Genomic DNA, 23,572 nt, shown 5'->3' with positions numbered 1-23,572 from the left:
TTTTGAAAACGCAAGCGGCGATTGACTTTTTTCGGTTCATCGTTTTGGTATGAAAGATTGGAAAAACTGCAATAGCCATTGCTTAATTAGAAAGACACCTGAGCTAAAACACTTACTATGTACAACTTTAAAAACGACTATTCGGAAGGGGCCCACCCCCGTATTTTAGATAAACTTATTGAAACCAATCTCGTGCAGCAATCCGGATATGGAGAGGATGAATATGCACAACAGGCAAAAGCAATTTTAAAAGAAAAATTAAACAATCCAGATGCGGGCATCTATTTCGTCTCTGGAGGAACGCAAACAAATTTACTGGCCATATCGTTCTTATTGCGTGTCCATGAGGCTGTAATAAGTGCAAAAACGGGACATATTGCAGCAAATGAAACGGGTGCAATCGAAGCCACCGGGCACAAAGTCATCACAACCGAAACAGCAGATGGGAAATTAAGGTCTGAAGATATTGCTAATGTTCTGGAGGCCTATGCGCTGGCCCCCCATGTCGTAAAACCACGTATAGTCTATATCTCCAATTCAACAGAAATTGGCACAATTTACACGCGTGATGAACTCAAGGCACTCTTTCAATTCTGTCAATCCCATCATTTGTTACTGTATCTCGATGGTGCCCGATTGGGACATGCACTTACTGCTGAAAATAGTGATTTGACACTCGCTGCCATCAGCGAATATACCGATGTCTTTTATATTGGTGGCACCAAAAATGGAGCCCTTTTGGGAGAAGCCATTATCTTTAATAAACCTGAATTGGCTATAGATTTTGACTATGCAATCAAACAAAAAGGTGCTATGTTGGCCAAAGGACGTATTCTTTCAATCCAGTTTCTGGAACTATTTAAAGATGATCTCTATTTCGATCTGGCTCGGCAGGCAAATGCCCTGGCCATGCGTATTGCGTCAGCAGTTCGTGAAAAGGGCTATACTTTTTTAACTGAATCCACCACAAATCAATTATTTCCTATTCTTCCAAAGAAGGTCATTGAACGATTGAGCCAGCATTACCAATTCTATAACTGGAAAAATATAGACGCTGAGCATACCGCGATTCGGCTCATCACCTCTTGGGCGACTGATGAGGAAAAGGTTGAAGCTTTTATTCGGGATTTGCAGGAAGCCTAAAAGAAAAGACGATTATTTGCTGAGCGATAACTACTCTATATAAGCAAAAAAAGCGCGCAAGGAAATAATAGAATTCTTGCGCGCTTCTTTTTATACCAAAAAATTAATCTTTAGGTTCCAGCGCTCTCCACACGCCAGCTGCGACAGCAGCGCCAACTAACGGTGCCACGATAAATAACCACAGCTGCGATAATGCATTGCCTCCAGCAAGAATCGCTGGTCCAAATGAGCGCGCAGGATTAACCGAAGTACCTGTCACCGGGATCGCCACCAAGTGGATCAAAAGCAATGTAAATCCGATAGCTAAGCCTGCCATAGTACCATTACCTACCTTTGAGGTTGTAGCCAATATGACAAAAAGAAAGAGAAAAGTTAAAACGGCTTCGATTAGAAAGGCTGAAGTTTGACCATACTCGTTTTGATAACCTTTTCCCCATCCATTGGATCCGTAAGCCCACTCTCCTGCCGAAAAGCCGGCTAATTGCCCACTCAAAATCTGTTGCAATACAAAGGCACCCAAAAGTGCACCGATAAACTGCGCAATGATATAGACAATCGCGTCCTTAGCGGACATTTTTCCGGCCAGTAGTACGCCTACTGTCACAGCTGGGTTAATATGACAGCCCGAAATCCCTCCAATGGCGTAGGCGAAAACCACGACCGAAAGACCAAACGCTACCGCAATACCCAAGAGGCCTAGCCCTGAAAGTCCCCCCATGGTATTGGCTCCAGCAATCGCGGCCGCACCACAACCAAACAGTACCAAACCAAATGTTCCAATTAGTTCGGCAACAAACTTTGAAGATGTTTTAATTTCCATATGAATCTGTTTATAACTTAGTTAACTCTAATTTAATCATTTTTTATATAAAACAAGAACAACGAATAAATTATTGTAGAACAATATCTACATCCCTATGGAATCAAAGCAACCCTATATTTCTAGTTATATTGGATATGACTTGGTTATTTCGGTTCAATCTGTCAGCGCTTCAACTTCCCGGATCAGTGCCTGAAGGATATCCCCTGTCGAACCATCCCGATAGGGATGAATGGATTGCCCTAGCCAGATACCGACAAAATCTATATTTTTATTCGCTTTGGCAGCCGTTCTCAACGCATTCGTCAACTTATTTTGATAGGGATAAGGTAAAATATAATCCGTCCTATCCAAGGTCTCAATAAAAGTGTTCTTTATCGCCCTGGTAAACCGTCCCGAAAAACTCCGGGTCAATACAATATCTGATTCCTTCACCCTACTTAGACGTTGTTTTTCAAAATCCAACAACGCACTTTCCTCAGATTTAAGCAATAAACTTCCGACCTGAAAACCAGCCGCTCCCAATTGTCTCGCCGCAAGCAAGGTATTGGCATTGTATATCCCGCCTGCATAGATCAAGGGTTTACTTATATGATCATGTACTTGCGACAACAATGCCAGTCCGCCAATCCGTGGGATAGCGATATCATTGAAGCTTCCGCGATGGCCACCAGCCTCTAGCCCCTGTACACAAATAATATCAACACCCGATTTTTCCAATATCAGGGCCTCCTCAACGGATGTGCAGGTACCGATCAGGATAATCTTATTTTCCTTTAAAAGGCCTATGCTCCCATCGTCTAGATTGCCAAAAATAAAACTGACGATTTTGCACTGGCTTGCGATAATAGCAGCTACTTGTTCTCGATAATCCGTCAAATGAATTTCCTCAAACTTCGGCAGCAAGACCGCTAGTCCATGTTGACGAGCTAATGCTGTTACAAAGGAACTCACCTTATCATAGTGGGATCTCAGACTTTCTGACACCTCAGGCATGCTATTGACGAAAATATTGACTGCAAAAGGCTGTGTCGTCAGCTTTTTCGTTGCAGCAATGGCATCCATACATTTTTCGTAGGATAAATCTCCAAGGGCCAATGTACCTAAAGCGCCAATTCCTGAAGCCGCTGCAACCATTTCGGGGGTTGTAACACCAAACATAGGCGCCTGTACGATCGGATATTTTGTGCCTAATAGCTGTGTAATTTGAGTTGACCAGTTCATGATGAAGTGATTTTTATCGGCAAAAGTTAAATCGGATAAGTTGATTATAATTTCAAACTAATTTACCGCTTTTATTGGGCTTTTTGCAAGCATCAACCGCATTTATTCGACAAACTTTAAACCAGATAAAAAATTAATACTGTATATTTACTTAGGAAATACAATTTTATGAAAATAGCTTTCTTTTCAACCAAACCATACGATAAAATATTTTTTGAACGGGAAAACGAAACCTACCGTTTTCAATTCAATTTTTATGAAACCCATCTCGGCCCCCATATTGTCAACGCAATTGACAATGAAGAGGTTGTTTGTGTTTTTGTCAATGACAAGTTGGACCGCAAGGTGATAGAAATCCTTGCTCAAAAAGGCGTAAAATTAATCGCCTTGCGATGTGCAGGTTTCAATAATGTAGATTTGGATGCGGCGAAAGAATTTGGTATCCAAGTCTGTCGTGTACCCGCATATTCTCCTGAAGCCGTTGCCGAACACACGATGGCTATGCTACTGACACTCAACCGAAAAACACATAAAGCCTATAATCGCGTCCGTGAGCAAAACTTTGCCTTAAACGGCTTGTTGGGCTTCAATATCCATCAAAAGAAGATTGGTGTTATCGGAACAGGGAAAATCGGTAAAGCGTTTATCCGAATTGCCCTCGGGTTTGGAGCGGAGGTCATCGCGTATGATCTGTATCCTGATCAGGATCTGATCACAGCCGGTGTTCAGTATACATCTCTTGATCAATTATTTAGGGACTCCGATATCATCTCATTGCATTGTCCCCTTACACCAGACAACCATTACCTCATCAATAAAGAATCGCTAGCAAAAATGAAGGATGGGGTTACCATTATCAATACGAGTCGCGGTAATCTTATTCATACCAATGATGCCATTAGCGCATTGAAAGAGCGAAAAATAGGATTGTTAGGAATTGATGTTTATGAACAGGAAGAGAAACTATTTTTTAAAGATCTCTCCACCGTTATTATCGAAGATGACACCATTCAGTTGTTGATGAGTTTTCCAAATGTCTTAGTTACAGCACATCAGGCCTTTTTCACAACGGAAGCATTAACCCAAATTTCTCAACGCACATTAAAAAGTATTGCTGATATATTATCCACCGGCACCACCGACAATGAGGTGATCTTATAGCAGTACATCCAAAGGTCATTAATTTTTAACATGAATAATACAGAGAACAATAAAGTTTTGAAAGGCTTTTTATTGGCTGTTAGCGCAGCCATACTTTGGGGTGTTTCCGGAACTTTTGGTCAATTTCTTTTTCAACAACGAGGGGTAAATGTCGAATGGCTGATTACCATTAGAATGTTGGTAACAGGCGCTGTCCTACTAATTTTAGCAGGAGCAAATAACCGAAGGGACTTATGGTCTATCTGGAGCAACCGCAAAGATGCCATTGACCTGCTCTTATTTAGTATTGTTGGTGTGCTTGCTGTTCAATATTCTTATTTTGCTGCGATTAACTATTCCAATGCTGCTACAGCAACGGTGATGCAATACACCGGTCCGGTTATGATCGCGATCTATATTGCGTTAAAAGAGCGGAAATTTCCCAATGGCAAAACATGCTTGGCAATTTTACTGGCCGTATTAGGTACGTTTTTGCTGGTCACCCATGGTAAAATAGGAACATTGTCGATCTCTGGAATTGCGCTGTTCTTTGGATTAGTGTCGGCAGTAACACTGGCCTTTTATACCTTACAACCTGTTCATCTCCTTAATAAGTATAAGTCAACAGTTGTCATTGGCTGGGGTATGCTCATCGGCGGAATTGCATTTTGTTTTGTCAGGGCTCCTTGGGATGTAGCTGGTGTCTGGGATATACAGACCTATAGCTATACATCGTTTATCGTTATTTTTGGAACCCTCATCCCTTTTTACGCGTACCTCACAGCAGTCAAATTAATTGGCGGTCAAAAAACCAGCCTTCTCGCTTCCGCTGAACCTTTATCAGCGGCATTACTGGCGGTATTATGGCTTAATACACCTTTTGCCTTTACAGACTGGATGGGTACTGCTTGCATTATCCTGACGATTGTTTTATTGGGGACCTCAAAAAAAGAAGAAATGCATACTGTGTAGACAACTACCAGGATGCATTTCCTAATCCTTCCTATACACGCTCACTTTTATAGCTTAACCACCATTCATCGAGCCGCTCTATAATTGGTAACAATGTTTTTCCCAGATCGCTGAGTTTATATTCTACCCGTGGTGGTGATTCTGCATAAATCTGTCGGCACAGGATACCATCGCGTTCCAGCTCCCGTAGTTGTACCGTTAATGTTGTCTGTGCCATATCATCCATTTCCCTACGCAATTCTCCAAACCGCTTAGGACACTCTCTTGCAATGGCCTTGATCAGTAAAACCTTCCATTTTCCACCTATTATCTTGAAAATACCATTGACATCGCAACAACTTCCAAAAAACTCACTTTTTTTTTCGTCCATAATCACCTCATACTGACCATTAGTTCATAAAACCATACCAAGTACATAATTTATAACTACTTGATCATAAAAAATTTCCAAACTACTTTTGAGTATAAAATTATCAAAAACTTTCTATATGCGCTTCCAAATTAAAGATTTGCTTCATATTTCTATCTTATCCATTGGCATCTTTTTGTTTGTCATCGATCTATTCATTATCAATGTTTCTTTACCGACCATACAGCATGCCTTGGATCTGAGTAATAGTGCAACGCAATGGATTATTATTCTATATATTATTGGGTATGCTAGTCTGTTGATCAATGCAGGCAATGCCGGAGATTATTTTGGCAAAAAGAAATTATACCTACTGGGTATGGCCGGTTTTACTTTTGCGTCGCTCTTATGTGGACTGTCAACCAATATCTATTTCTTACTAATCGGCAGGCTGCTCCAGGGAATTAGTTCAGGTATGATGGTACCACAGGGCATCGCATTAATTACCTTACTTTTTGAAGATGCGACAAAACGATCAATGGCATTGGGAATATATGGCAGTATTGCAGGTGTTGCCTCTGTCATTGGTCAGCTGCTCGGTGGCCTGCTTCCGGATCAATCCTGGATACCGGAAAGCTGGCGTCTTATTTTCCTAATAAATATTCCTATTGGTGTCCTTGCCTGTATTGCCGCTTATCGTTATGTCCCCAGTGATCAGGTAAATCCAAAATCCTCGATCTCATTTATACCGATGCTGACTTTGTTTATACTCATGATAGGCATGATATACCCCTTGATCATGGGACCTGAATTGCATTGGCCGATCTGGTGTATCCTGCTGTTGGGGACCGTACTCATCTTAACGCTATTGTTCCTGAAAAAGCAGAAGAAGCTATACCAAACCGGACAACAGGCACTTTTTAACTTCTCACTCTTCCGCAGCCAGGTCTTCAACCTTGGGCTGGTAGCTGCACTAGCCTATTACATGGTTCAGGATGCCTATTTTATTATTAATTCCAATTATTTACAGAATCACAAGAGCTACACGGCTACCATGACCGGTGTCGCTTTCGTTTACCAAGGTATTGGGTACGTCGTTGCAAGCCTTATGGTCAACAAGTTGATTCAACGTTATGGGAAAGCAGTGGTGCTGGCCGGATTGGGCACAATGGTTATAGGACTGTTCTTTCATCTGCTCGTTTTCAACAAAGAGACTATCGCGACGGATCAGCTTCATCTGCTCTTTTTCATTTATGGGCTTGGATGTGGTAGTGTACTCCCCTCCCTGATGACACTTGCATTAAAAGATGTCAACAAGGAATTAATTGGTGTAGGATCCGCCATCTACCTCACGATACAACAGCTGTCTATCTGCCTCGGTATTGCTTTTGTTGTTGGACTTTTCCTATACGAAAAAGGAAACACCTTCTTCCAGCTGAATAATGTCACTGCTGCTTATGGTTATGCGACGACAGTATCTATGCTATTACTCATCTTTGTTGGCTGTTGTATCGCCTACTTACCGACAAATCGGAAAAAGAAAGACAACTGTACCACCGCTCAGCAGCATCATGACTGTGAAGTACTGAATTAATCTTTTCCTTCGTATTTTTTGAATAATGCATAATCATACGGTATGTGCATACTGAGGGACTTTGCTTCCCATGTATCTCCACCTTCAGGCAGATAGAAATCATAGGCGTTGTCAAGGAAATTCTCCCCATTGGGAGCTTCTTGCCAAGTCTTCTTTTCGCGGTTATAGAGTAATATCATGCAGCTTACACAGTGTTGGTTGCCCTCTTTCTTGGGGTTTTCATAACATTTGCCAATTTTGATATTCAGTTTTTGTTCGATAATAATAGCTGTCAATCGCTTGTTCGTGAGATAGATTAAAGCCAATTGTGCATCTTCATCTGTGGGAGAGTTCTTGGCAGGAATTAATTTATCAAATTGCGCGTTTTTAATCTTTGCTATCTCAGCCGATTTGAATTCAGGAGCAAGAAGATTGGTATCTACAGGACGAAAGTCCTCCACATCAGCTACACGGGTGACACCGGGTTCTAAGGAAGATCCCCGTGCTGCTGTATCAGCATCCAATGCAGCCGTCCCCTCATCATTTTTCCCAAATACCTGAGCTAGTTCCGACAAATGATGTCCGATATGGTTAAAACCAACAACATAACGTAAAAAAACAAAACCTATCACAAGTACAGCTAAGCCTATTATTAAGCCCTTTTTACTCCCTGCCCCTTTGCTTTTGTCTTTTTCTACTTCCAAAAAAGAAGATGGGACAGGCTCTTGACGAGTAGTGGAATTGCTGTGCGGAACTTCATCGTAATCAACTAAAAACAAGTCTTTACCATCAAAAAGATCAATATGTCCATCTTCGAACATTTGAACAATATCGCGGGCCGTTTTCAATTTTACATTTGCGCGATTGGCGATCAGTTTAATAGCACCATCGTAATTGTCCTGTTTAATTAGATCAACAATTATTTCTTTATCGATTTCTATCTTGTTGACGAGAATAGTTTTGTTCATCTGCTTGTATCTTCTTTCAGTTGATTCCTGTTATACCATGTTCTTTACGAGGTTCAAAAATGAGATTAATAAATGGAAGATCAATGAAAATTCCGTCCTTTATAAAAAATATCATTCACCGGCTCATCCTCTTCGGCCAGATTTTTTAATAAACCGGACATATCAAAGCAACGTTCGGCAATGACATGGATCACCTCTCCCTCTACCTGTACTTTTCCGGCAACCATAAACAATTTAGCCCGAAGGATCTCCTTTCGGTATTTTTCGAATATCTTACTCCAGATAACCACATTTGCAAATCCGGTATCATCTTCAATGGTCACAAATAGCACGCCTTTGGATGTCCCCGGACGCTGTCGCACTGTAATTAATCCGCATACCTTTACGGGCATATTATTTTTGATCAGGTTTAATTTTTCAGTTGGAACAACGTGAAGCAGATCCAATTTGTCACGCAGGAAACTTACGGGATGCGCTTTGATGGACAAACCGGTTCTTGCATAATCCGCTACAACATGTTGGCTGGGACGCAACAAGGGTAGCTCAATCTGCCCTTCTATACCTTGTGGTGAAGGTTTCCCTTCAAATAATCCAATGGGACGATCCCCTAAAGCAGTGATTTCCCACAATGCCCTCCGGCGATCGATGCCCAGTGAACGGAAAGCATCCGCTTCAGCCAGCCTTTCCAGGGCAGACAGGGACAACCCAATTTCCATCATCGTTGTGATAGCCGAATATCCATGTTGGCGCGCTGAGGTCAGCAACAGCGCTTCTTCTTCCGAAAATCCCTTGATCTGACGTAAGCCCAACCGCAGCGCATGTGGGCGCCCCATTTCCCCTTCCAGGGTATTATCCCAGTGGGAATGGTTGATATCTATGGGAAGAACTTTCACCCCATGGCGCTCCGCATCTATAACGATCTGCGCAGGCTGATAGAATCCCATAGGCTGACTATTGAGCAAAGATGCTGCAAAAATATCGGGATAATGGCATTTGATCCAGGATGAAACATAGACCAGCAGTGCAAAAGATGCCGCATGGCTTTCCGGAAAGCCGTAACTTCCGAATCCTTCCAGTTGACGAAAAACCCGTTCGGCAAATTCTACGGTATAATCTTTCTTCACCATACCATCGATCATCTTTTGCTTAAACACCGACACCTGCCCTTTTGCTTTAAAGGTCGCCATACTGCGGCGCAGTTCATCCGCCTCGGCAGGTGTAAATCCAGCCGCAACAATCGCAATCTCCATAGCCTGTTCCTGAAACAGCGGGACACCAAGCGTTTTTTCCAAAATCGCCCTAATTTCCTCTTTAGGATAGTCCACAGCCTCTTCCTTATTACGACGGCGCAGGTACGGATGCACCATATCCCCCTGTATCGGTCCCGGACGTACAATGGCCACTTCAATAACCAGATCATAAAATATCCTTGGCTTTAGTCGTGGCAGCATGGACATCTGCGCCCGGCTCTCAATCTGAAATACCCCCAGGGTATCGGCATGACAGATCATATCATATACCTTTGGATCTTCAACTTCTCCAATCTTGGCCAACGTCAGATCCAGCCCATAATGCCTTTTGGCAAGATCAAAAGCTTTCCGGATACAGGTCAGCATCCCCAATGCCAGTACATCTACTTTGAGGAAACCCAGCGCCTCCAGATCATCTTTGTTCCACTCCAGGTTGGTCCTATTATCCATACGGGCATTTACCAATGGACAGAGTTCATGCAGATTACCCTGTGTAATAACAAAACCACCGGTATGCTGCCCCAGCTGCCTTGGAAACCCGATATACTGATGCGTCAATTCGAGTACCTTACGCAAATGCGGATCGTCGGGATTAAAGCCTTGTTCCTTCAAGCGCTCCAGATCAATATAATCATCCCAATGACTGCTGACCACGCCGGCCAGACGGCCGACAGTATCCATGGATAGCCCCATGGCTTTCCCGACATCACGTACAGCCCCTTTGGCGCGTACCTGCGTTACTGTCGCCACAATAGCCGCACGATTGCGACCATATTTCTCATAGATATACTGAATCACCTCTTCACGGCGTTCATGTTCAAAATCCACATCGATATCGGGTGGTTCATCCCGCGCATCGGACATAAACCGAGCAAAGAGCAACCTGAATTCGGCAGGATTGACTGAAGTAATGCCTAGGCAATAACAAATCGTCGAATTGGCCGCCGAGCCACGTCCTTGACATAAAATACCCCTTTCTTTTGCAAAACGCACATAATCATAGACGGTCAGAAAATAAGAAGCGTAGTCCTTCCGCTCAATAAAATCAAGTTCCATCTGGATGGTATCCCGGATAGTATCAGGGATTTGATCACCAAACCTATCTTTCGCCCCTTTCCATGTCAAATAGACCAATTCCTCCTGCGCGGTACGCCCATTAGAAGACAGTTCATCTGGATAAACATATTTTAGATCATCCAGGGAGAAGCTACATGCTGCTGCTATTTCCATGGTCCGTGCGATGGCTTCAGGATAAGGTCTAAACAGGCGCTCCATCTCTGCTATAGGTTTCAGATACCGTTCGGCATTGGGGTACAATTTAAATCCTGCATTTTGAATGCTGCATTTCTCTCGGATGCAGGTTAAAACATCCTGTAGTTCCCGCCGTTCGGGTACATGATAATAGACATCCCCCAAAGCAACAAGGGGAATAGCAAGGTTGTCACCCAATTGTTGCATACGGAACAGGAGCTTTGCATCATCACCACGGTATAGCCGTTTGACCCCCAAATACAGGGCAGCGCCCAGTTGCTGCTTATATTCCGTTACAAAAGCGAGAAAATCGGCTTCCAGTTCAAATTTGGCCGTTAACCGGGTGGGTGGACAAATGATAAATCGAATTCCTTCCCTATACTGATAAACATCCGACCGATAGAGATGACATTTTCCTTTTTCAGCCCGCAGGTTGCCTACAGTCAATAAAGATGACAACCGTCCATAAGCTTCTTTATCAGTTGGATAAGCCAATAAACTTGGACCATCCTGTAAGTCCAGGCGACAAGCTGGAATAAGTGTAATACCATGCTTCTTTGCGGCAGTATGGGCGCGAACAATACCAGCAAAACTATTCCGGTCAGTAACCGCAATTTTGCGGTACCCCAATTGTGCTGCACGTTCCATCAGTTCTTCCGGATGGGAAGCTCCTTCCAAAAAACTAAAATTGCTCGTTATCTGTAATTCACAATAACCCATCATTATGCAAAAAAACCATGTAAAAACCATTGATTGGGCAAACTGTCGTCGTAATGCCCCGAACGGTAAAGCCAAAATCGCTGACCTTTCTCATCCTCAACGGCATAATAATCACGATGTTCACCTTTATCTATCCACCATTCCCGTTCAATGCGCTCCGGCCCATCCGCCTTTTTAATGGTATAGACTTCCCCTTTATAGCGAAATAACAATGGTGGATAATCGGGAATAGGTGCTGTAACCAGAATAGGTTCTGGTATGCTCAACAGACGTGTGGGCCGGGGTCTTTCCGTTTGCCAGTCAACAGTGGCGACTTCCTGGACTGAATTGGCAGTTTTCATGGAGCGCTCAGGCCAATAATGTGCTGCGGGCAAATAACGGGAAATATCACAGCTGGGGTCTCTGCTTTTCAGACGATCCAATAATTCGGTCACCATGGGATTATCTAGTCCAATACGATTGCCCCATAAATTCTCCTGAACAGGATCGGCCTCTTCAACCTTGGGTACCTCCAAGATAAACAGTTCAATACCCAATGCAGGTTCTATTTGTGCGATCTTCAAGGCAAATAACTGAAACAAGTGCTGTTCATGCGCTGTCGCCCGATTGGTTCCGATGTTGATCTGTTCGATTTTTCCGTCAACGCGGTGACATTGCAGTACCGCCTCCCGTACACCTTTACCTTCCCCAATCAGGCGTTTACAGATTGCGTGTAAAAGCTGCTGGAGGGCAAGCTCAATACCATCGGCTGTACGGATCGGTTCCAGACAGGGCAACCGTTCTTCATAGGGAAAGATCGGCTTTATGGAAACAATAAATTCATCTTCATGCCCAATAGCCTGATCCAGGCGAAGGAGCAAATGATTTCCAAAACGCCTCCGTAATGCTGTACGCGGCATGGCCGCAAAACTTCCAATTGTTTTCAAGCCAAGGCTTTGTAATCGTGCTAATACGGCGGCTTCCAGTCGTAATGCCTGGGCTGGTAAAGTCAATAAGGCGTCAAACTGCCTATCCGTCTTTACAATGCTGTTTTCCTTGCCAAAACGGGCTATTGCCCAAGCTGCACCGATGGTATCTGCAATACAGGTCTGTACATCGTAGCCATGTTGCTTAAACCTGGAAACAATATGCTTTAGATAAGATTCTTCTCCACCCCAAAGGTGGGCACAACCACTGATATCCAAAATCATTCCTTCGGGCGGGTCTATCGCTACGACAGGTGTATACCTGATACACCAATGTGCAATGCTTTGGAGCAATTTTTCCGTTAATCCCGGACGTTCATTGATCACTTTTAAGGAGGGTAAAAATGCCTTTGCATCAGCAATGGCCAAACCGGGATATATACCTTCCTGTTCAGCCAGATGATTACTGGCATTGACGATCAGCTTTCCATGGGTGGAAATTGCCAATACAAAAGGTATTCCCCTGAGCTGGGGATGCCCAATCGCCATCCAGTCTGTTTTTAGATGGCGAAACCACAGGGATGCAAATCGCTTTTTCATGCCAATCCCCGATTATGATAAGATGGTGCCCAGCCTTCAGTCTCTTGCCTTGTTTTAGCAACAGGCTCAAAGCCGCCAGCACTCCATGTCATCTGCCATCGCCCCGGATTTCCGTTCCGAACTTTCAACAAGGCTATATCCCAACTTGGATAGCCAATTCCCGGCAGTCCATCTTCCAATTGGCTTGGCAGCGAGCTAATTTTCCATCGTGCAGCACAGGCTGTTGCTCCCAGTAACTTCGGGTTGTGCTGCAGGATAAATCCCGTTACTGCACTTTTCTCCACGGCCAGCTGCAAGCGCCGCGACTGTACGAAGTCCAAATGATGTATCTCTGCCAGTACAGCCGTTATGCCTTCACACTTTAGGGCCTCTTCCATCGCCCATAAAACATCCTTTTCCCGTTCCATACGGACGAAAATGACATTTTCAGGTACAACACCAAACGATTTCAGGGCAGTAGGAAATAGTGTATGAAAGCAACTTATCCAAATGCAGATCCCACCATTACGCATCAACTTGCCCAACAGACCGCTGATAAAACCACAAGAAACGGCTCCTCCTATCCGATCAAAACTAACAAATTCGTGAATCACTCCCCTAGGGAAAATTCCATTGGGGAAAGCCCCCTCCAATGGACCAAGGCCTATCGGAAGTACATCAGCCGATTTTTGTGGTACTCCCTGCCATACCAACAGGTCCTTTTTCAATTGGCCGATTAAAGCTTTTTTTTCTGTTAATAACATAGCCACCTCCGTCTTAAGTTTAAGCAAATTTAATACTAATAATTTTAGTATTAAAGCGAAGCTGCTATATTTTTTAGCTTTTCAGAATTTATAAATATGGGTAAGCCTTCTTTTCGGTTCCAAAAGAACTTACGTTCCCATTAGAAATCATTCAGAAATTGCTGAATAACATCCTTCTTTCTCGTCGCTACAGGAATCATTTTCCCATCTGCCATCTCCAACTGACCATCTTTAAAATATTTTTTAATATAGTTTGCATTGATCAGATAAGATTGATGACATCGGATAAACTCTGTTTCGGGCAACATGGTTTCGAAGTGTTTCAATACTTTAGAAACCATCATAGGCTTGTTGTCTTTGATATAAAATGTGGTATATCCCTTGTCGCCATGGCAATAAAGCACGTCGTCGATATTCACAATCTGTGTATATTCAAAAGTACGCAAAGCTATTTTCTTAGGTTTATTAGGCGCCTTTAGATAGCTCTCCGCCATATTTAACTGCATGCTATTGAATCGATATTCAGTATTCTTTTTATAACATTTTTCGATCGCTTCGATAAACTGATCGGGCACCAAAGGTTTCAACAGATAAGCAATGGCACCGATATTAAGAGCTTCAATGGCGTATTGATTGAATGCTGTAATAAAAATCGTATTGATATCCAATTTAAGTTCAGAGAGAAAGGATAAACTTGAACCATCTTTCAGCTGAATGTCAGCGAGAATTAAATCGGGGTTGGTTGCCAGTAGTTCTCGCTCGGCCTGTGCAATGGAAGGGCTGTAACCGACGATTTGAACATAAGGGATACTATCCAGGAGTGACTTTATATACAAGTATATATTATACTCATCTTCAAGAATATAAACTTTCATAATACTGATTTTTTAGTTAAAATATAAAACAAGTGGAATATAAATTTCGACTTTATAACCACGCTGATCATCGCTATAGTTTGGTGTTATTTCAATCCGTGCTTCTGGTTCAGCATCCGCAAACAAAAGCTCCAGACGTTCTTTTGTAATAATCTGGGATAAGGACGTCTTGTGAGAAACCTGTTCCTTATGCACCTGCATCCCCCAGCCATTGTCACAGATGCTGACATGCAGTTGGTTTTCATGTGTACGGAAAGAAATCTCCAGTTGTCCCATATAAGGTAAATTCTTAAATGCATGCTCAATGGCGTTTTCCACAAATGGCTGTATAATCATCGGTGGAATCATGACATCATCCAGATCCAGATCGTCGGTCTCAATCTGAAAACCAAACACATCTTGATAACGCATCTGCTGTAAAAGTATATAATTATTTAATGATTTAATTTCCTGATCCAATGAAATATATTCTTCCCTATTCAATTCAAGAATATCACGGATCTGACGTGATAATAAGAGCAGATATTGATTAGCCTTTGCCTTTTGTTCACTACTGATCAATCCTTGTAGGTTGGCGATAGCATTGTATATAAAATGTGGATTTAGTTGGTTTTGCCTTGTTTTTTGTTCTAAAATAAGCTGTCTATTCTCCGCGAGAATACGTTGATTGATATTCTGCAACAATTTCTGTTTGTTTCTGAAATAGATAAAAAATGCAATACTGAATACCAGGGCCAATAGAATAACAAATATCCAGCGTTGTTGGACCAATATCTTATGGTTGAATGCATTCGTCGTTCGCAACAGCGTAATCGCCTGATCCTTTTTCTCTGTTTGGTATTTTGTATTGATATCGTTGATTTTTTCGGCCTCGATCCGCTGTGTGCTCCGTTTATAATCTTGAAAACTTGAATCCAATGCAAAATAGGCCCGTTCATAATCTCCTTTTAATGCATAAGCTACTTGCAGATTCTTATAATAAAACATTTTATTATGGTTAATCTTATGCTTTTTAATAAATCGGAGACCAGCATTAAAATAAAATATGGCCGAATCCACCTGATTATTGTTTAGGAAATTCTTACCAAGATTTGCAAAAATATATGCATTCAAGGTATTGGTTGCCTGTAAATAATTGAAGTACTTTTTGGAGGCCTCTAGCGCTTTTGAGTTGTTTTCGATACTAAAATAATACTGCGACTGTAAGTCATACATACGCATGATAATGGCCGAATCTTTTGTTGCATTTGCATAGTGTTTACAACTGTCCAGGGTACCTTTTAGTTTTTCAAAATCATGCAAAGCCATATATTGCATAAATTTCATCTCCTGGTAGGCCTGAGAGACATGTGCATTCGATTTATTGGGATGATAATGATACCAGGACTCCACATCCTTTAGCGCCTGTCGATATTCTCCCTGCCGGTATTCCGCATTGGCCAATAGATTATAAAACAGAAAGGTAAACACACTTTCATGTGCTAAAGCATACTCTTTCGCATCAATAATCTGCTCCATCATCGTTCCGCTGGTTACATCATGAAAACTGAAATTGGCACGAATCCCCAGATAATCCTTTAAAACAGCCAAATCCGAAGATAATTTTTGCCCTTCCAGATTTTTTAGCGCAATTTCGACGGAATCTATATTATCATCCAGTAAATATTCGTAGGCCAACAGAATCGAACTGTAAGGAGAATGCTCAAAATAGCCATCTTTAAGCAGTTCATTTCTTTTCTTGTTTACAAGGGCTGCACTCTTGAAATCCTGTGTTGAAAGATAGCGCAGCATCACATTCTCATAGCTCAGGTCAAGAGAGTCGTTGGCTACGACCGTAGCCTTCTGTGCGTCCTGGGGCTTATTCTGATGACAAGAAAATAACTGGACCAGCAGTAAAATCACAATAAGACAGTAAAACGCTCCAGTTCTATATAATTTCATCAGAATATTTATTAATTCACTTTTGTTCTTCTCCAAAGGTATACGTATGTCCTTCTGTAATTTTCTGTAATTTAAAATAATAATGCCGCTATGATGAGTACGATATTTTAAACGTTAAGGTATAACGCTCATCAGAGTTCCGTCAATAAGTAATCGAATATCGGAATATTCCCAACAAAACAATATACCTGAGTTCAAAAATATTTAACTTTCCTGATATTTAAGTAGACTCATAATGGATAAAGATACACAGAAGTATGCTACCTAAGATTCATCCTTTAGCAGGTAGGTCCACCATCTTTAAATCAAGTTGTTTATAACAAAAAATTTCGTCATGCGGTCTTACTAACAAACAAATATACAGGATCGAAAAAAGATAAATCAGGCATTTTAACAATCGTACGGGCAGCATCAATATTTGTATTGAATGATCGAGTTTTAGAACCAACAACGCAGCTTTGAACTTATTTTCATGATTTAATGTAACAAAAGACCATCTCCTTATACTAATACCATACACTAAATATTTTAAGGCATAATGACGAGTAGCTTAATATTGAATTTCATCACTTGGGATGTCAATAGCGACATCTTTACCATACCGATCATCAATCACCCTATCCGTTGGTACGGCATATTTTGGCTACTTGGAATTATCCTATGCTACAGACTGTTATGGACAATGTTTAAAAAGGAAGGCCGAGCGGTTGATTTTTTGGATCAGCTTAGTATCTATATTGTCTTGGGCACAATTATAGGCGCACGTTTGGGACATGTCTTATTTTATGATCCCTCGTATTATTTCAGTAATCCGCTAAAGATCTTCGCCATATGGGAAGGTGGTCTGGCTAGTCATGGCGGTGGTATTGGTATTTTGGTCGCTATTTTCTTGTTCGCGAAGAAGCAAAAGCTTCCCTTCCTTTGGGTTGCAGATCGAATCGCATTGGTGGTCCCTATCGCTGGAGCCTGTATCCGCCTGGGTAATCTAATGAATTCGGAGATGATCGGTACGCCAACAAACATGCCCTGGGCTTTTATCTTTACTTCTATTGATCAAATACCACGACATCCGGCTCAATTATATGAAGCGTTGTTTTGTATGATACTATTCCTGTTACTACGTTATCTTTGGACAAAACCGATCCTAAAAAACAACATTGGCAATTGCTTCGCTTTATTGTTAATCCTATTGTTTTCCTTTCGATTTTTAGATGAGTTTCTAAAACTCAATCAGGAAGATTTTGAAAATTCATTGTTCATTAATATGGGACAGCTACTGAGTATTCCATTTATACTTATCGGATCTGTTTTACTTATCATCAACAGTAGAAAAAAAACACAACAGCAGTTGCAAACCAAAAGTTAGTCAAGCAGGAATCAATTGGATTATTTTAATGGACTATTTGAGAATACCGGATTGAAAGGCAACCTTAACAAGTTCTGCCGTATTTTTTACATTCATTTTTTCGATCAAACTTTGTCGATGGCCCTCTATTGTGCGTTTGCTCAAAAAGATTTTGTCGGCAATCTCCATATTCGTAAAACCATCAGCGATCAATTTCAGCACTTCCAGTTCGCGTTCACTGATATCAAAGTCAGTTAGCGAACGGTTTGGTAAATCCGTATAATTTTCACCAGAGACCACCTGATCAAGCAGCGCCATACTAATTTCTTCACTCATGTATTTACCCCCATTAGCCACATGGTTTAGTCCAAAAAGAAGCTCGTTATAATCCACGTTTTTAAGAAGGTAACCCGAAAGGCCGTGCTTAAACCCTTCTATAACATAATGGATCTGATTCAACATCGAAAGGATGACAACCTTAATGGATGGATACTTGGCTTTGATCACACGCAACAACTCCATGCCGTCCATATGATCCATACTGATATCCGTTAAGATAATCTCAGGCAATAATTCGTTGCACAGGAGTTGAAGTGCCTCATTGCCATCCGAAGCCTCCCCGATGACGACAAAGTCCTCTTGAGATTCCAATAACAATTTAATACCATTACGTACGACCATATGATCTTCAACCAATAGTATCTTCACCTTACCCATCTTTTGCAATATTTAATAAAAATTTATCTTTCTTCTTTCTCCAAACAGTATGCTACTATGGAGTTCAGTTGCATTTTTACCTTGGAAAGACCCAGAAACCTCTTGTACCTCCAGCCCTACTCCGCCTACTGTCCAAACTGGCACAACCTGAATAAAGGTACAAAATTCTATCCATTTAAAGGACTTTATAAAGACATTCCATTGGCACTTATTTCAGAAAGAGAAAACCATTAAACACTAAATTTTAAAGAAAGTTTCGGAAGGATCTGGAAAGGGAACAATATTTGTTTTAAACTAAATAGCATTTTATTTTTTTGAAACTTTATGATCCGTTCCGACCAAGATATTTTAACTATACTCAGCACCGCATCGGGGGCTTGTGCGATTTATGATAGTCCTGAGCTTTATATATCCTATGCCAGTGCAAGAATGCTCCAGTTGTGGAATTGTGATGAAACTGCCCTTGGTCAGCGGCTGGAAGATTGTATTATACAGGAGGATCTCCATGCTCGTATCTCCAAATTAAAACAGGTGTGGTTTAGCCAGAAAACCCTGCTAGAAGAAAATGTATCAATCAGACTTGGTCTGGAAGGGCAATCCGATAGGTATAACTGCAGCATAAAATACCAGCCCCTTATCAATGCAGCAGGAGAAATGTATGGTATATATCAAGAAATAAATATTATTCCCCATCATATGCCGATCGCCCAACAGTCGGATGAAAAGAATAACATTGAGCAAAAACTTCTTGAGGATCTACTAACTCCAAAATACAGTCTGGAAGGAAACATTCATGCAGTCACCAGTTTAAATAAATATCCATTACCGGACCGGGAAACCAAAAATTTAAACCAGAAACTAAAAGCAGCACTAAAGAAAATCATTGAAAGCGAAGAGCATTATCATTTCGCACTACAATCTGCCGAAATGGGGACTTGGAATCTAAACTGTAAGAGCTACATTGTACACTGGGATGAACGTACACGTGAGCTCTTTGGCTTTGCCAAGGGTGAGGCTGTTCCTTATAGCGAGGTTTTACGCTATATACACCCCGAAGATAGGAACAGAATAGATCGGGAAGTCAAAAAATCATTGAGTTATCAAAATAAGGGTGTTTATGATGTACAGTTTCGTACTATTGGTGCCGAGGATCAAAAGTTACGCTGGCTCCATTGCAAGGGAAAAATGTATTTTGATCAGGACCAACAGCCGGAATGGTTTGCCGGCACCACGCTGGATATTACACAACAGCATGTAGAGCGTGAACAACTGGAGGCCATTAATACCTTGATCGCAAAGAAAGACCAAGAGTTTAGAATGATCGTGGAGGCTGCAGGAATTGGCATCTTTTCCATTGACCTAGAATCCAGGAAAATGGAACTCAATGATCAATGTCGCGAACTTTTTGGCTTTGATCACCAACGAGAAATACAGGAAGTGGATTTTTTCACCCAGATCCTACCGCAATACCGGGATAAGATACGTCATATCTTTCAGGAGGTTGTATCCAAACAGTCCCCCTTTGACTGTCAATGTGAAATAGAAGATAAAAAAACAGGCAAAATAAAATGGCTTCGATCTGTTGGTGGTGGACAATTATCGGCCGATTCAAACCGACAAATCATATACGGTGCAATATTCGATACAACCAACGACAAAGAGGAGGAAAGAAAAAAACTGGACTTTATCAGTATCGCAAGCCATGAATTGAAGACTCCTTTGACCTCACTGATTGCCTACATACAGCTCTTGCTTACAAAGGAGCAGACACTCAGTTCGGAAAAAAGACTACAATATCTCCATCAATCAAATGAGCAGGCTACACGCATGCGTGGACTGATCGAGGGTTTCCTGAATGTATCCCAGCTCAATGAGGGGAAATTATTGCTCCACAAAAATACATTTCGCATCTGTACACTGATAGATTACATCCGTAACATCTATTCACTAAAACCCATCAAGCATCTTATTCATTACACCGGAGCAACCCATTCCAGACAAGAAATAGTCGCTGACCGTGATAAGATCGAACAGGTGATCATTAATTTCATCGACAACGCCATTAAATACGCTCCCACCAATTCGAACATTATCATGGATGTTCTGGTGGATGACCATTATTTTAATGTAAAAGTCAGCGATCAGGGAAGAGGCATCAGTGACAAGCACCAAAAACAGATTTTTAATAAATTCTATCGGGTGAATGATTCAACAGATAGTTACGCCTCTGGATTCGGTATCGGATTGTTTATCTGCCGAGAAATTATCCAAAAACATCAGGGAGAAATTGGTGTGGACAGCACACTCGGTGAAGGTTCGACATTCTGGTTTAAGGTCCCTATCCATTGTCGGGAATTACCTGTAACTGCTACGCATAATGCATCTAAACAGGATTGATTAATGCTTTGCTTACACTGAGAAAGACCATATTTCTTTCTGAGAGCTTGATTCGCTATCACCAATAGGAATCAGCTGTAGCGTATAAATTGTACGAACAGGATTGATGAAGACTTCACTTGTGTTATCACTGCACGGACATCCAGGATCTTAAAAAACAATAGCAGTAAGGGCATTATTCCTTAAAAAAGCAACAGCTGTACGTCAATTATACAACTGTTGCCTTATACTTTATCAGTCTTCTCGAAAGACTATTTCTTTTTTAGCTCCTGCCCAGCGATATCTTCCCAACGGTAATAGTGAAAAGTCTTATCATCGCTCATGGCAACAAATAAACCATGCTGAAATGTATCATTTAGACGGATAGACACGACGTCCGAACCATCACTTTGTGTAGCCATAACGGGCACCGTCTTTAAATGAGTATGTTCAAATGGGTTTGACTTTGTACCCTCACGGCTAAAAATCTGAAAGCGGTTAGCCCCCTGATCGGAAACCAAAATATAGCCCGTACTATCCGTCAATTTATAAATTGAAATACCCTCATGGTCTTCTGTGAAACCTTCGGTCGCAAACAAGGCCAACTGTTGATTGCCCTTTGTAGGATCTGCATAATACTGTTTCACCCCCACTTGTTCATCCGAATAGTAGATATAGCCGAGTTCATTGTCTACAGCGATGGCTTCAATTTCTTTCTTTCCACTGAATGAACCAAACTTACGGACTAAGGTGGCCTTCACAGCACCGGCACCATTATCCGTCAAGAGATATTGGCCCAAGTACCCCTCTTTGGGACCATTTTTTCTTCCCACAATGGCATAGATCTCCCCCTTCGGTGAGGTATAAAGTGCTATTCCCATCAGATCCCTGAAATCAGGTTCTGTTTCCCCTACAAACATATCCAATCCCCCCTGATCGATTGGTTTCATATCTGGCAACGAGAATATGCGTAGTTTATGTGTCATACGTTCTGTTGTCACAGCGATATCGACGGGTTTCCCTCCGATGATCAAACCATAGGCGATATCCACATTATTTGGGCGTTTCAAATTTGAGGCTACCTTATCTTTAACAATTTTACCTTGTAAATCGTACACAAATAAAGCACCATCCGCATCTTTGTCGGTTGCGATGACCAGACTTTTGCTAGGATCGGTTTTATTGACCCAGATCGCAGGATCATCGGAATCGTAACGTACCGCATCAGTAACAAAAACAGGTTTAATAGATTCCGTTGCGGATGTATTCGTTTTTGGGTTATTACAGGAGACTTGCAGTAATGTCGATGCCGTCAAGCCAAAAAATAGTATTGTTTTTAACGTTGTTTTCATGTTGAATTAATTAAAATTTGGCACCAAAAGCACCAACATAAGTTGCAGGTTGTGGAGAGCTATAGGATAAACCATTTGATAGTGTCAATCCATCTATAAAATGTGGTTTGAATGCTAACGTACCAGCTTTCAAAGCGGATGAATTTCCTTGTAGATGGAAATCCCAGGCTGCATTAAACACATAATTATCACCGGGAGTTTCTAATGGATAGTTCACAAATTTAGGGTTGTTTTCCCCTGCCAATTTGCCCCTGACATCATTGGTCCCTTCAACGATATCATTCTTTCCGACCTGAAATTGGTCCACCGTCAATTGATCATAACCATAATACCAATTGTTGCTTGATACCGAGCGCTTATCTTCGGGCTTCTTGGGGTCGCGTTTAACCCCGAATCGGGTATTGGCGAACAGATTATTGTACACTTCCGCTTTAACAGAGGCCTCTAACCAAACCGAACCACCTTTTGCGGTCGGCCGACGCCAGCCCGTATTCAGCATGGTATTGTTGTAAACGATGATATGTGCCTGTGGTATTCTGTCTCCTGAATTGGAAAGCTTTAAGGCATTGGTGTTGACACTGTAGACCAGATTGTAGGCTACATCAGCAAGACAACCAGATTTAAAGTTCATAGCTTCACCTCCAGTGACGCCATTCGAGAAGAAACGATTGTTAGCGAAGATAATTTTACCACCTTCAATATAGGTGCAATCTTCATGAAAATGACTGATTGTGCTATTTTGAACAATCAGTTTCCCATCAATATTGGAAAACCATAATGCGGGTAGCGCTTCACCAGCTGTCTTTTTATATAATCCCATTTTGACAGACATTGAAGCATCGGAGGTAACTGCTCCCCCATATTCGATAATGGTATGGTCTAAAACTAACTCCTGACAACTAGGTGCCGCTAAAATACCACCCCAAAGCTTTCCAAATTCATTGGTTTTGGATTTGTATTTATCTTCTACAGTAAATTTCACCGGATTTTCAGCGGTACCTAGCGCATATAGATTTCCCAACACCACGATTTCAGCTTTACCAACAGAGTCCATTAACACCGTCACGCCCTCCTCAATGGTCAATGTTTTTCCTTCGGGAATAATAATATCACCTTTAATATGCTGGATACTCCCCTTACTCCAAACGCCGGAAACTTCACCAATAGCACTACCATTGGCATCAGAAGTATCCACGTCAATATTTGCCTTTTCACAGGCCGCTAACAATGCGATTGAAAGAGCTGTAAACAATAAAATAATGTTATTTTTCATCTGTATATTTCATTATGAGCATGTGCTCGATTTAT

At 41.6% G+C, this 23,572-nt stretch carries 18 protein-coding genes; 6 read left to right on the top strand and 12 right to left on the bottom strand.

Annotated features, from left to right (window positions below):
* The first annotated feature begins 117 nt into the window (after positions 1-117).
* A complete protein-coding gene (locus tag ABFX33_RS13310) occupies positions 118-1,143 on the top strand; it encodes a threonine aldolase family protein (RefSeq protein ID WP_346086412.1) in 1,026 nt (341 codons plus the stop codon).
* 103 nt (positions 1,144-1,246) lie between these two features.
* Here the strand turns inward: ABFX33_RS13310 and ABFX33_RS13305 are convergent, their stop codons facing one another.
* Positions 1,247-1,963 carry an MIP family channel protein gene (locus tag ABFX33_RS13305; RefSeq protein ID WP_120257915.1) on the bottom strand — a complete coding sequence of 239 codons (717 nt, stop codon included), beginning with the start codon at positions 1,961-1,963 and terminating at the stop codon, positions 1,247-1,249.
* 156 nt (positions 1,964-2,119) lie between these two features.
* Positions 2,120-3,187, bottom strand: coding sequence for an NAD(P)H-dependent flavin oxidoreductase (locus ABFX33_RS13300; protein ID WP_346086411.1), 1,068 nt, complete (start codon positions 3,185-3,187; stop codon positions 2,120-2,122).
* Positions 3,188-3,355: 168 nt separating this feature from the next.
* Here ABFX33_RS13300 and ABFX33_RS13295 point away from each other — a divergent pair, with 168 nt between their 5' ends.
* Both ABFX33_RS13295 and ABFX33_RS13290 read left to right on the top strand, forming a co-directional pair.
* Entirely contained in the window at positions 3,356-4,348 is a 993-nt protein-coding gene (locus ABFX33_RS13295) for a 2-hydroxyacid dehydrogenase (protein WP_346086410.1), read from the top strand.
* 30 nt (positions 4,349-4,378) lie between these two features.
* Positions 4,379-5,299 carry a DMT family transporter gene (locus ABFX33_RS13290; protein ID WP_120257918.1) on the top strand — a complete coding sequence of 307 codons (921 nt, stop codon included), beginning with the start codon at positions 4,379-4,381 and terminating at the stop codon, positions 5,297-5,299.
* Positions 5,300-5,330: 31 nt separating this feature from the next.
* Here the strand turns inward: ABFX33_RS13290 and ABFX33_RS13285 are convergent, their stop codons facing one another.
* Positions 5,331-5,669, bottom strand: coding sequence for a winged helix-turn-helix transcriptional regulator (locus ABFX33_RS13285; protein WP_120257919.1), 339 nt, complete (start codon positions 5,667-5,669; stop codon positions 5,331-5,333).
* A 118-nt stretch (positions 5,670-5,787) separates the two neighbouring features.
* Here ABFX33_RS13285 and ABFX33_RS13280 point away from each other — a divergent pair, with 118 nt between their 5' ends.
* Positions 5,788-7,242 (top strand): MFS transporter, encoded by a 1,455-nt coding sequence (locus ABFX33_RS13280; protein ID WP_346086409.1) that lies wholly within the window; start codon positions 5,788-5,790, stop codon positions 7,240-7,242.
* Here the strand turns inward: ABFX33_RS13280 and ABFX33_RS13275 are convergent.
* The 6 genes from ABFX33_RS13275 to ABFX33_RS13250 all read right to left on the bottom strand — a co-directional run bounded on the left by ABFX33_RS13275 (position 7,239) and on the right by ABFX33_RS13250 (position 16,474).
* Positions 7,239-8,189 (bottom strand): hypothetical protein, encoded by a 951-nt coding sequence (locus tag ABFX33_RS13275; RefSeq protein WP_346086408.1) that lies wholly within the window; start codon positions 8,187-8,189, stop codon positions 7,239-7,241. The two genes, ABFX33_RS13280 and ABFX33_RS13275, sit on opposite strands and share 4 nt — an antisense overlap.
* A gap of 80 nt (positions 8,190-8,269) precedes the next feature.
* Positions 8,270-11,413 carry an error-prone DNA polymerase gene (locus ABFX33_RS13270; protein ID WP_346086407.1) on the bottom strand — a complete coding sequence of 1,048 codons (3,144 nt, stop codon included), beginning with the start codon at positions 11,411-11,413 and terminating at the stop codon, positions 8,270-8,272.
* Complete coding sequence (locus ABFX33_RS13265; protein ID WP_346086406.1) at positions 11,413-12,915, bottom strand: Y-family DNA polymerase; 1,503 nt, start codon at positions 12,913-12,915, stop codon at positions 11,413-11,415. Before ABFX33_RS13265 ends, ABFX33_RS13270 begins: the two co-directional genes overlap by 1 nt.
* Positions 12,912-13,658, bottom strand: coding sequence for an ImuA family protein (locus tag ABFX33_RS13260; protein WP_346086405.1), 747 nt, complete (start codon positions 13,656-13,658; stop codon positions 12,912-12,914). Before ABFX33_RS13260 ends, ABFX33_RS13265 begins: the two co-directional genes overlap by 4 nt.
* 140 nt (positions 13,659-13,798) lie before the next feature.
* Complete coding sequence (locus ABFX33_RS13255; protein WP_223580074.1) at positions 13,799-14,533, bottom strand: LytR/AlgR family response regulator transcription factor; 735 nt, start codon at positions 14,531-14,533, stop codon at positions 13,799-13,801.
* Between the two features lie 12 nt (positions 14,534-14,545).
* Positions 14,546-16,474, bottom strand: a complete 1,929-nt coding sequence (locus ABFX33_RS13250; protein ID WP_346086404.1) for a sensor histidine kinase — start codon at positions 16,472-16,474, stop codon at positions 14,546-14,548.
* A 538-nt stretch (positions 16,475-17,012) separates the two neighbouring features.
* Between ABFX33_RS13250 and lgt the strand changes: the two genes are divergently transcribed.
* Complete coding sequence (gene lgt / locus ABFX33_RS13245; protein ID WP_346086403.1) at positions 17,013-17,840, top strand: prolipoprotein diacylglyceryl transferase; 828 nt, start codon at positions 17,013-17,015, stop codon at positions 17,838-17,840.
* A 33-nt stretch (positions 17,841-17,873) separates the two neighbouring features.
* Here lgt and ABFX33_RS13240 read toward each other — a convergent pair whose 3' ends face one another.
* Complete coding sequence (locus ABFX33_RS13240; RefSeq protein WP_257090097.1) at positions 17,874-18,536, bottom strand: response regulator transcription factor; 663 nt, start codon at positions 18,534-18,536, stop codon at positions 17,874-17,876.
* Between the two features lie 324 nt (positions 18,537-18,860).
* On the opposite strand from ABFX33_RS13240, the gene ABFX33_RS13235 reads away from it, so the two are divergent.
* Positions 18,861-20,933, top strand: coding sequence for an ATP-binding protein (locus tag ABFX33_RS13235; RefSeq protein WP_346086402.1), 2,073 nt, complete (start codon positions 18,861-18,863; stop codon positions 20,931-20,933).
* A gap of 251 nt (positions 20,934-21,184) precedes the next feature.
* Here the strand turns inward: ABFX33_RS13235 and ABFX33_RS13230 are convergent, their stop codons facing one another.
* Entirely contained in the window at positions 21,185-22,264 is a 1,080-nt protein-coding gene (locus ABFX33_RS13230; protein ID WP_346086401.1) for a phytase, read from the bottom strand.
* A 10-nt stretch (positions 22,265-22,274) separates the two neighbouring features.
* Entirely contained in the window at positions 22,275-23,537 is a 1,263-nt protein-coding gene (locus tag ABFX33_RS13225; protein ID WP_346086400.1) for a right-handed parallel beta-helix repeat-containing protein, read from the bottom strand.
* Positions 23,538-23,572 lie beyond the last annotated feature (35 nt).

It is taken from the genome of Sphingobacterium ginsenosidimutans, assembly GCF_039536865.1.
In the GTDB taxonomy this organism is placed as follows: Bacteria; Bacteroidota; Bacteroidia; order Sphingobacteriales; family Sphingobacteriaceae; genus Sphingobacterium; species Sphingobacterium detergens.
Note: the sequence above shows the minus strand (reverse complement) of the source record. Positions and strands in the feature narration are given on the sequence as shown.

Excerpts from the sequence above, each read along its gene's own strand:
- ABFX33_RS13310 (WP_346086412.1), top strand. The coding sequence starts at position 118 with ATGTACAACTTTAAAAACGACTATTCGGAAGGGGCCCACCCCCGTATT.
- ABFX33_RS13305 (WP_120257915.1), bottom strand. The coding sequence starts at position 1,963 with ATGGAAATTAAAACATCTTCAAAGTTTGTTGCCGAACTAATTGGAACA.
- ABFX33_RS13300 (WP_346086411.1), bottom strand. The coding sequence starts at position 3,187 with ATGAACTGGTCAACTCAAATTACACAGCTATTAGGCACAAAATATCCG.
- ABFX33_RS13295 (WP_346086410.1), top strand. The coding sequence starts at position 3,356 with ATGAAAATAGCTTTCTTTTCAACCAAACCATACGATAAAATATTTTTT.
- ABFX33_RS13290 (WP_120257918.1), top strand. The coding sequence starts at position 4,379 with ATGAATAATACAGAGAACAATAAAGTTTTGAAAGGCTTTTTATTGGCT.
- ABFX33_RS13285 (WP_120257919.1), bottom strand. The coding sequence starts at position 5,669 with ATGGACGAAAAAAAAAGTGAGTTTTTTGGAAGTTGTTGCGATGTCAAT.
- ABFX33_RS13280 (WP_346086409.1), top strand. The coding sequence starts at position 5,788 with ATGCGCTTCCAAATTAAAGATTTGCTTCATATTTCTATCTTATCCATT.
- ABFX33_RS13275 (WP_346086408.1), bottom strand. The coding sequence starts at position 8,189 with ATGAACAAAACTATTCTCGTCAACAAGATAGAAATCGATAAAGAAATA.
- ABFX33_RS13270 (WP_346086407.1), bottom strand. The coding sequence starts at position 11,413 with ATGATGGGTTATTGTGAATTACAGATAACGAGCAATTTTAGTTTTTTG.
- ABFX33_RS13265 (WP_346086406.1), bottom strand. The coding sequence starts at position 12,915 with ATGAAAAAGCGATTTGCATCCCTGTGGTTTCGCCATCTAAAAACAGAC.
- ABFX33_RS13260 (WP_346086405.1), bottom strand. The coding sequence starts at position 13,658 with ATGTTATTAACAGAAAAAAAAGCTTTAATCGGCCAATTGAAAAAGGAC.
- ABFX33_RS13255 (WP_223580074.1), bottom strand. The coding sequence starts at position 14,533 with ATGAAAGTTTATATTCTTGAAGATGAGTATAATATATACTTGTATATA.
- ABFX33_RS13250 (WP_346086404.1), bottom strand. The coding sequence starts at position 16,474 with ATGAAATTATATAGAACTGGAGCGTTTTACTGTCTTATTGTGATTTTA.
- lgt (WP_346086403.1), top strand. The coding sequence starts at position 17,013 with ATGACGAGTAGCTTAATATTGAATTTCATCACTTGGGATGTCAATAGC.
- ABFX33_RS13240 (WP_257090097.1), bottom strand. The coding sequence starts at position 18,536 with ATGGGTAAGGTGAAGATACTATTGGTTGAAGATCATATGGTCGTACGT.
- ABFX33_RS13235 (WP_346086402.1), top strand. The coding sequence starts at position 18,861 with ATGATCCGTTCCGACCAAGATATTTTAACTATACTCAGCACCGCATCG.
- ABFX33_RS13230 (WP_346086401.1), bottom strand. The coding sequence starts at position 22,264 with ATGAAAACAACGTTAAAAACAATACTATTTTTTGGCTTGACGGCATCG.
- ABFX33_RS13225 (WP_346086400.1), bottom strand. The coding sequence starts at position 23,537 with ATGAAAAATAACATTATTTTATTGTTTACAGCTCTTTCAATCGCATTG.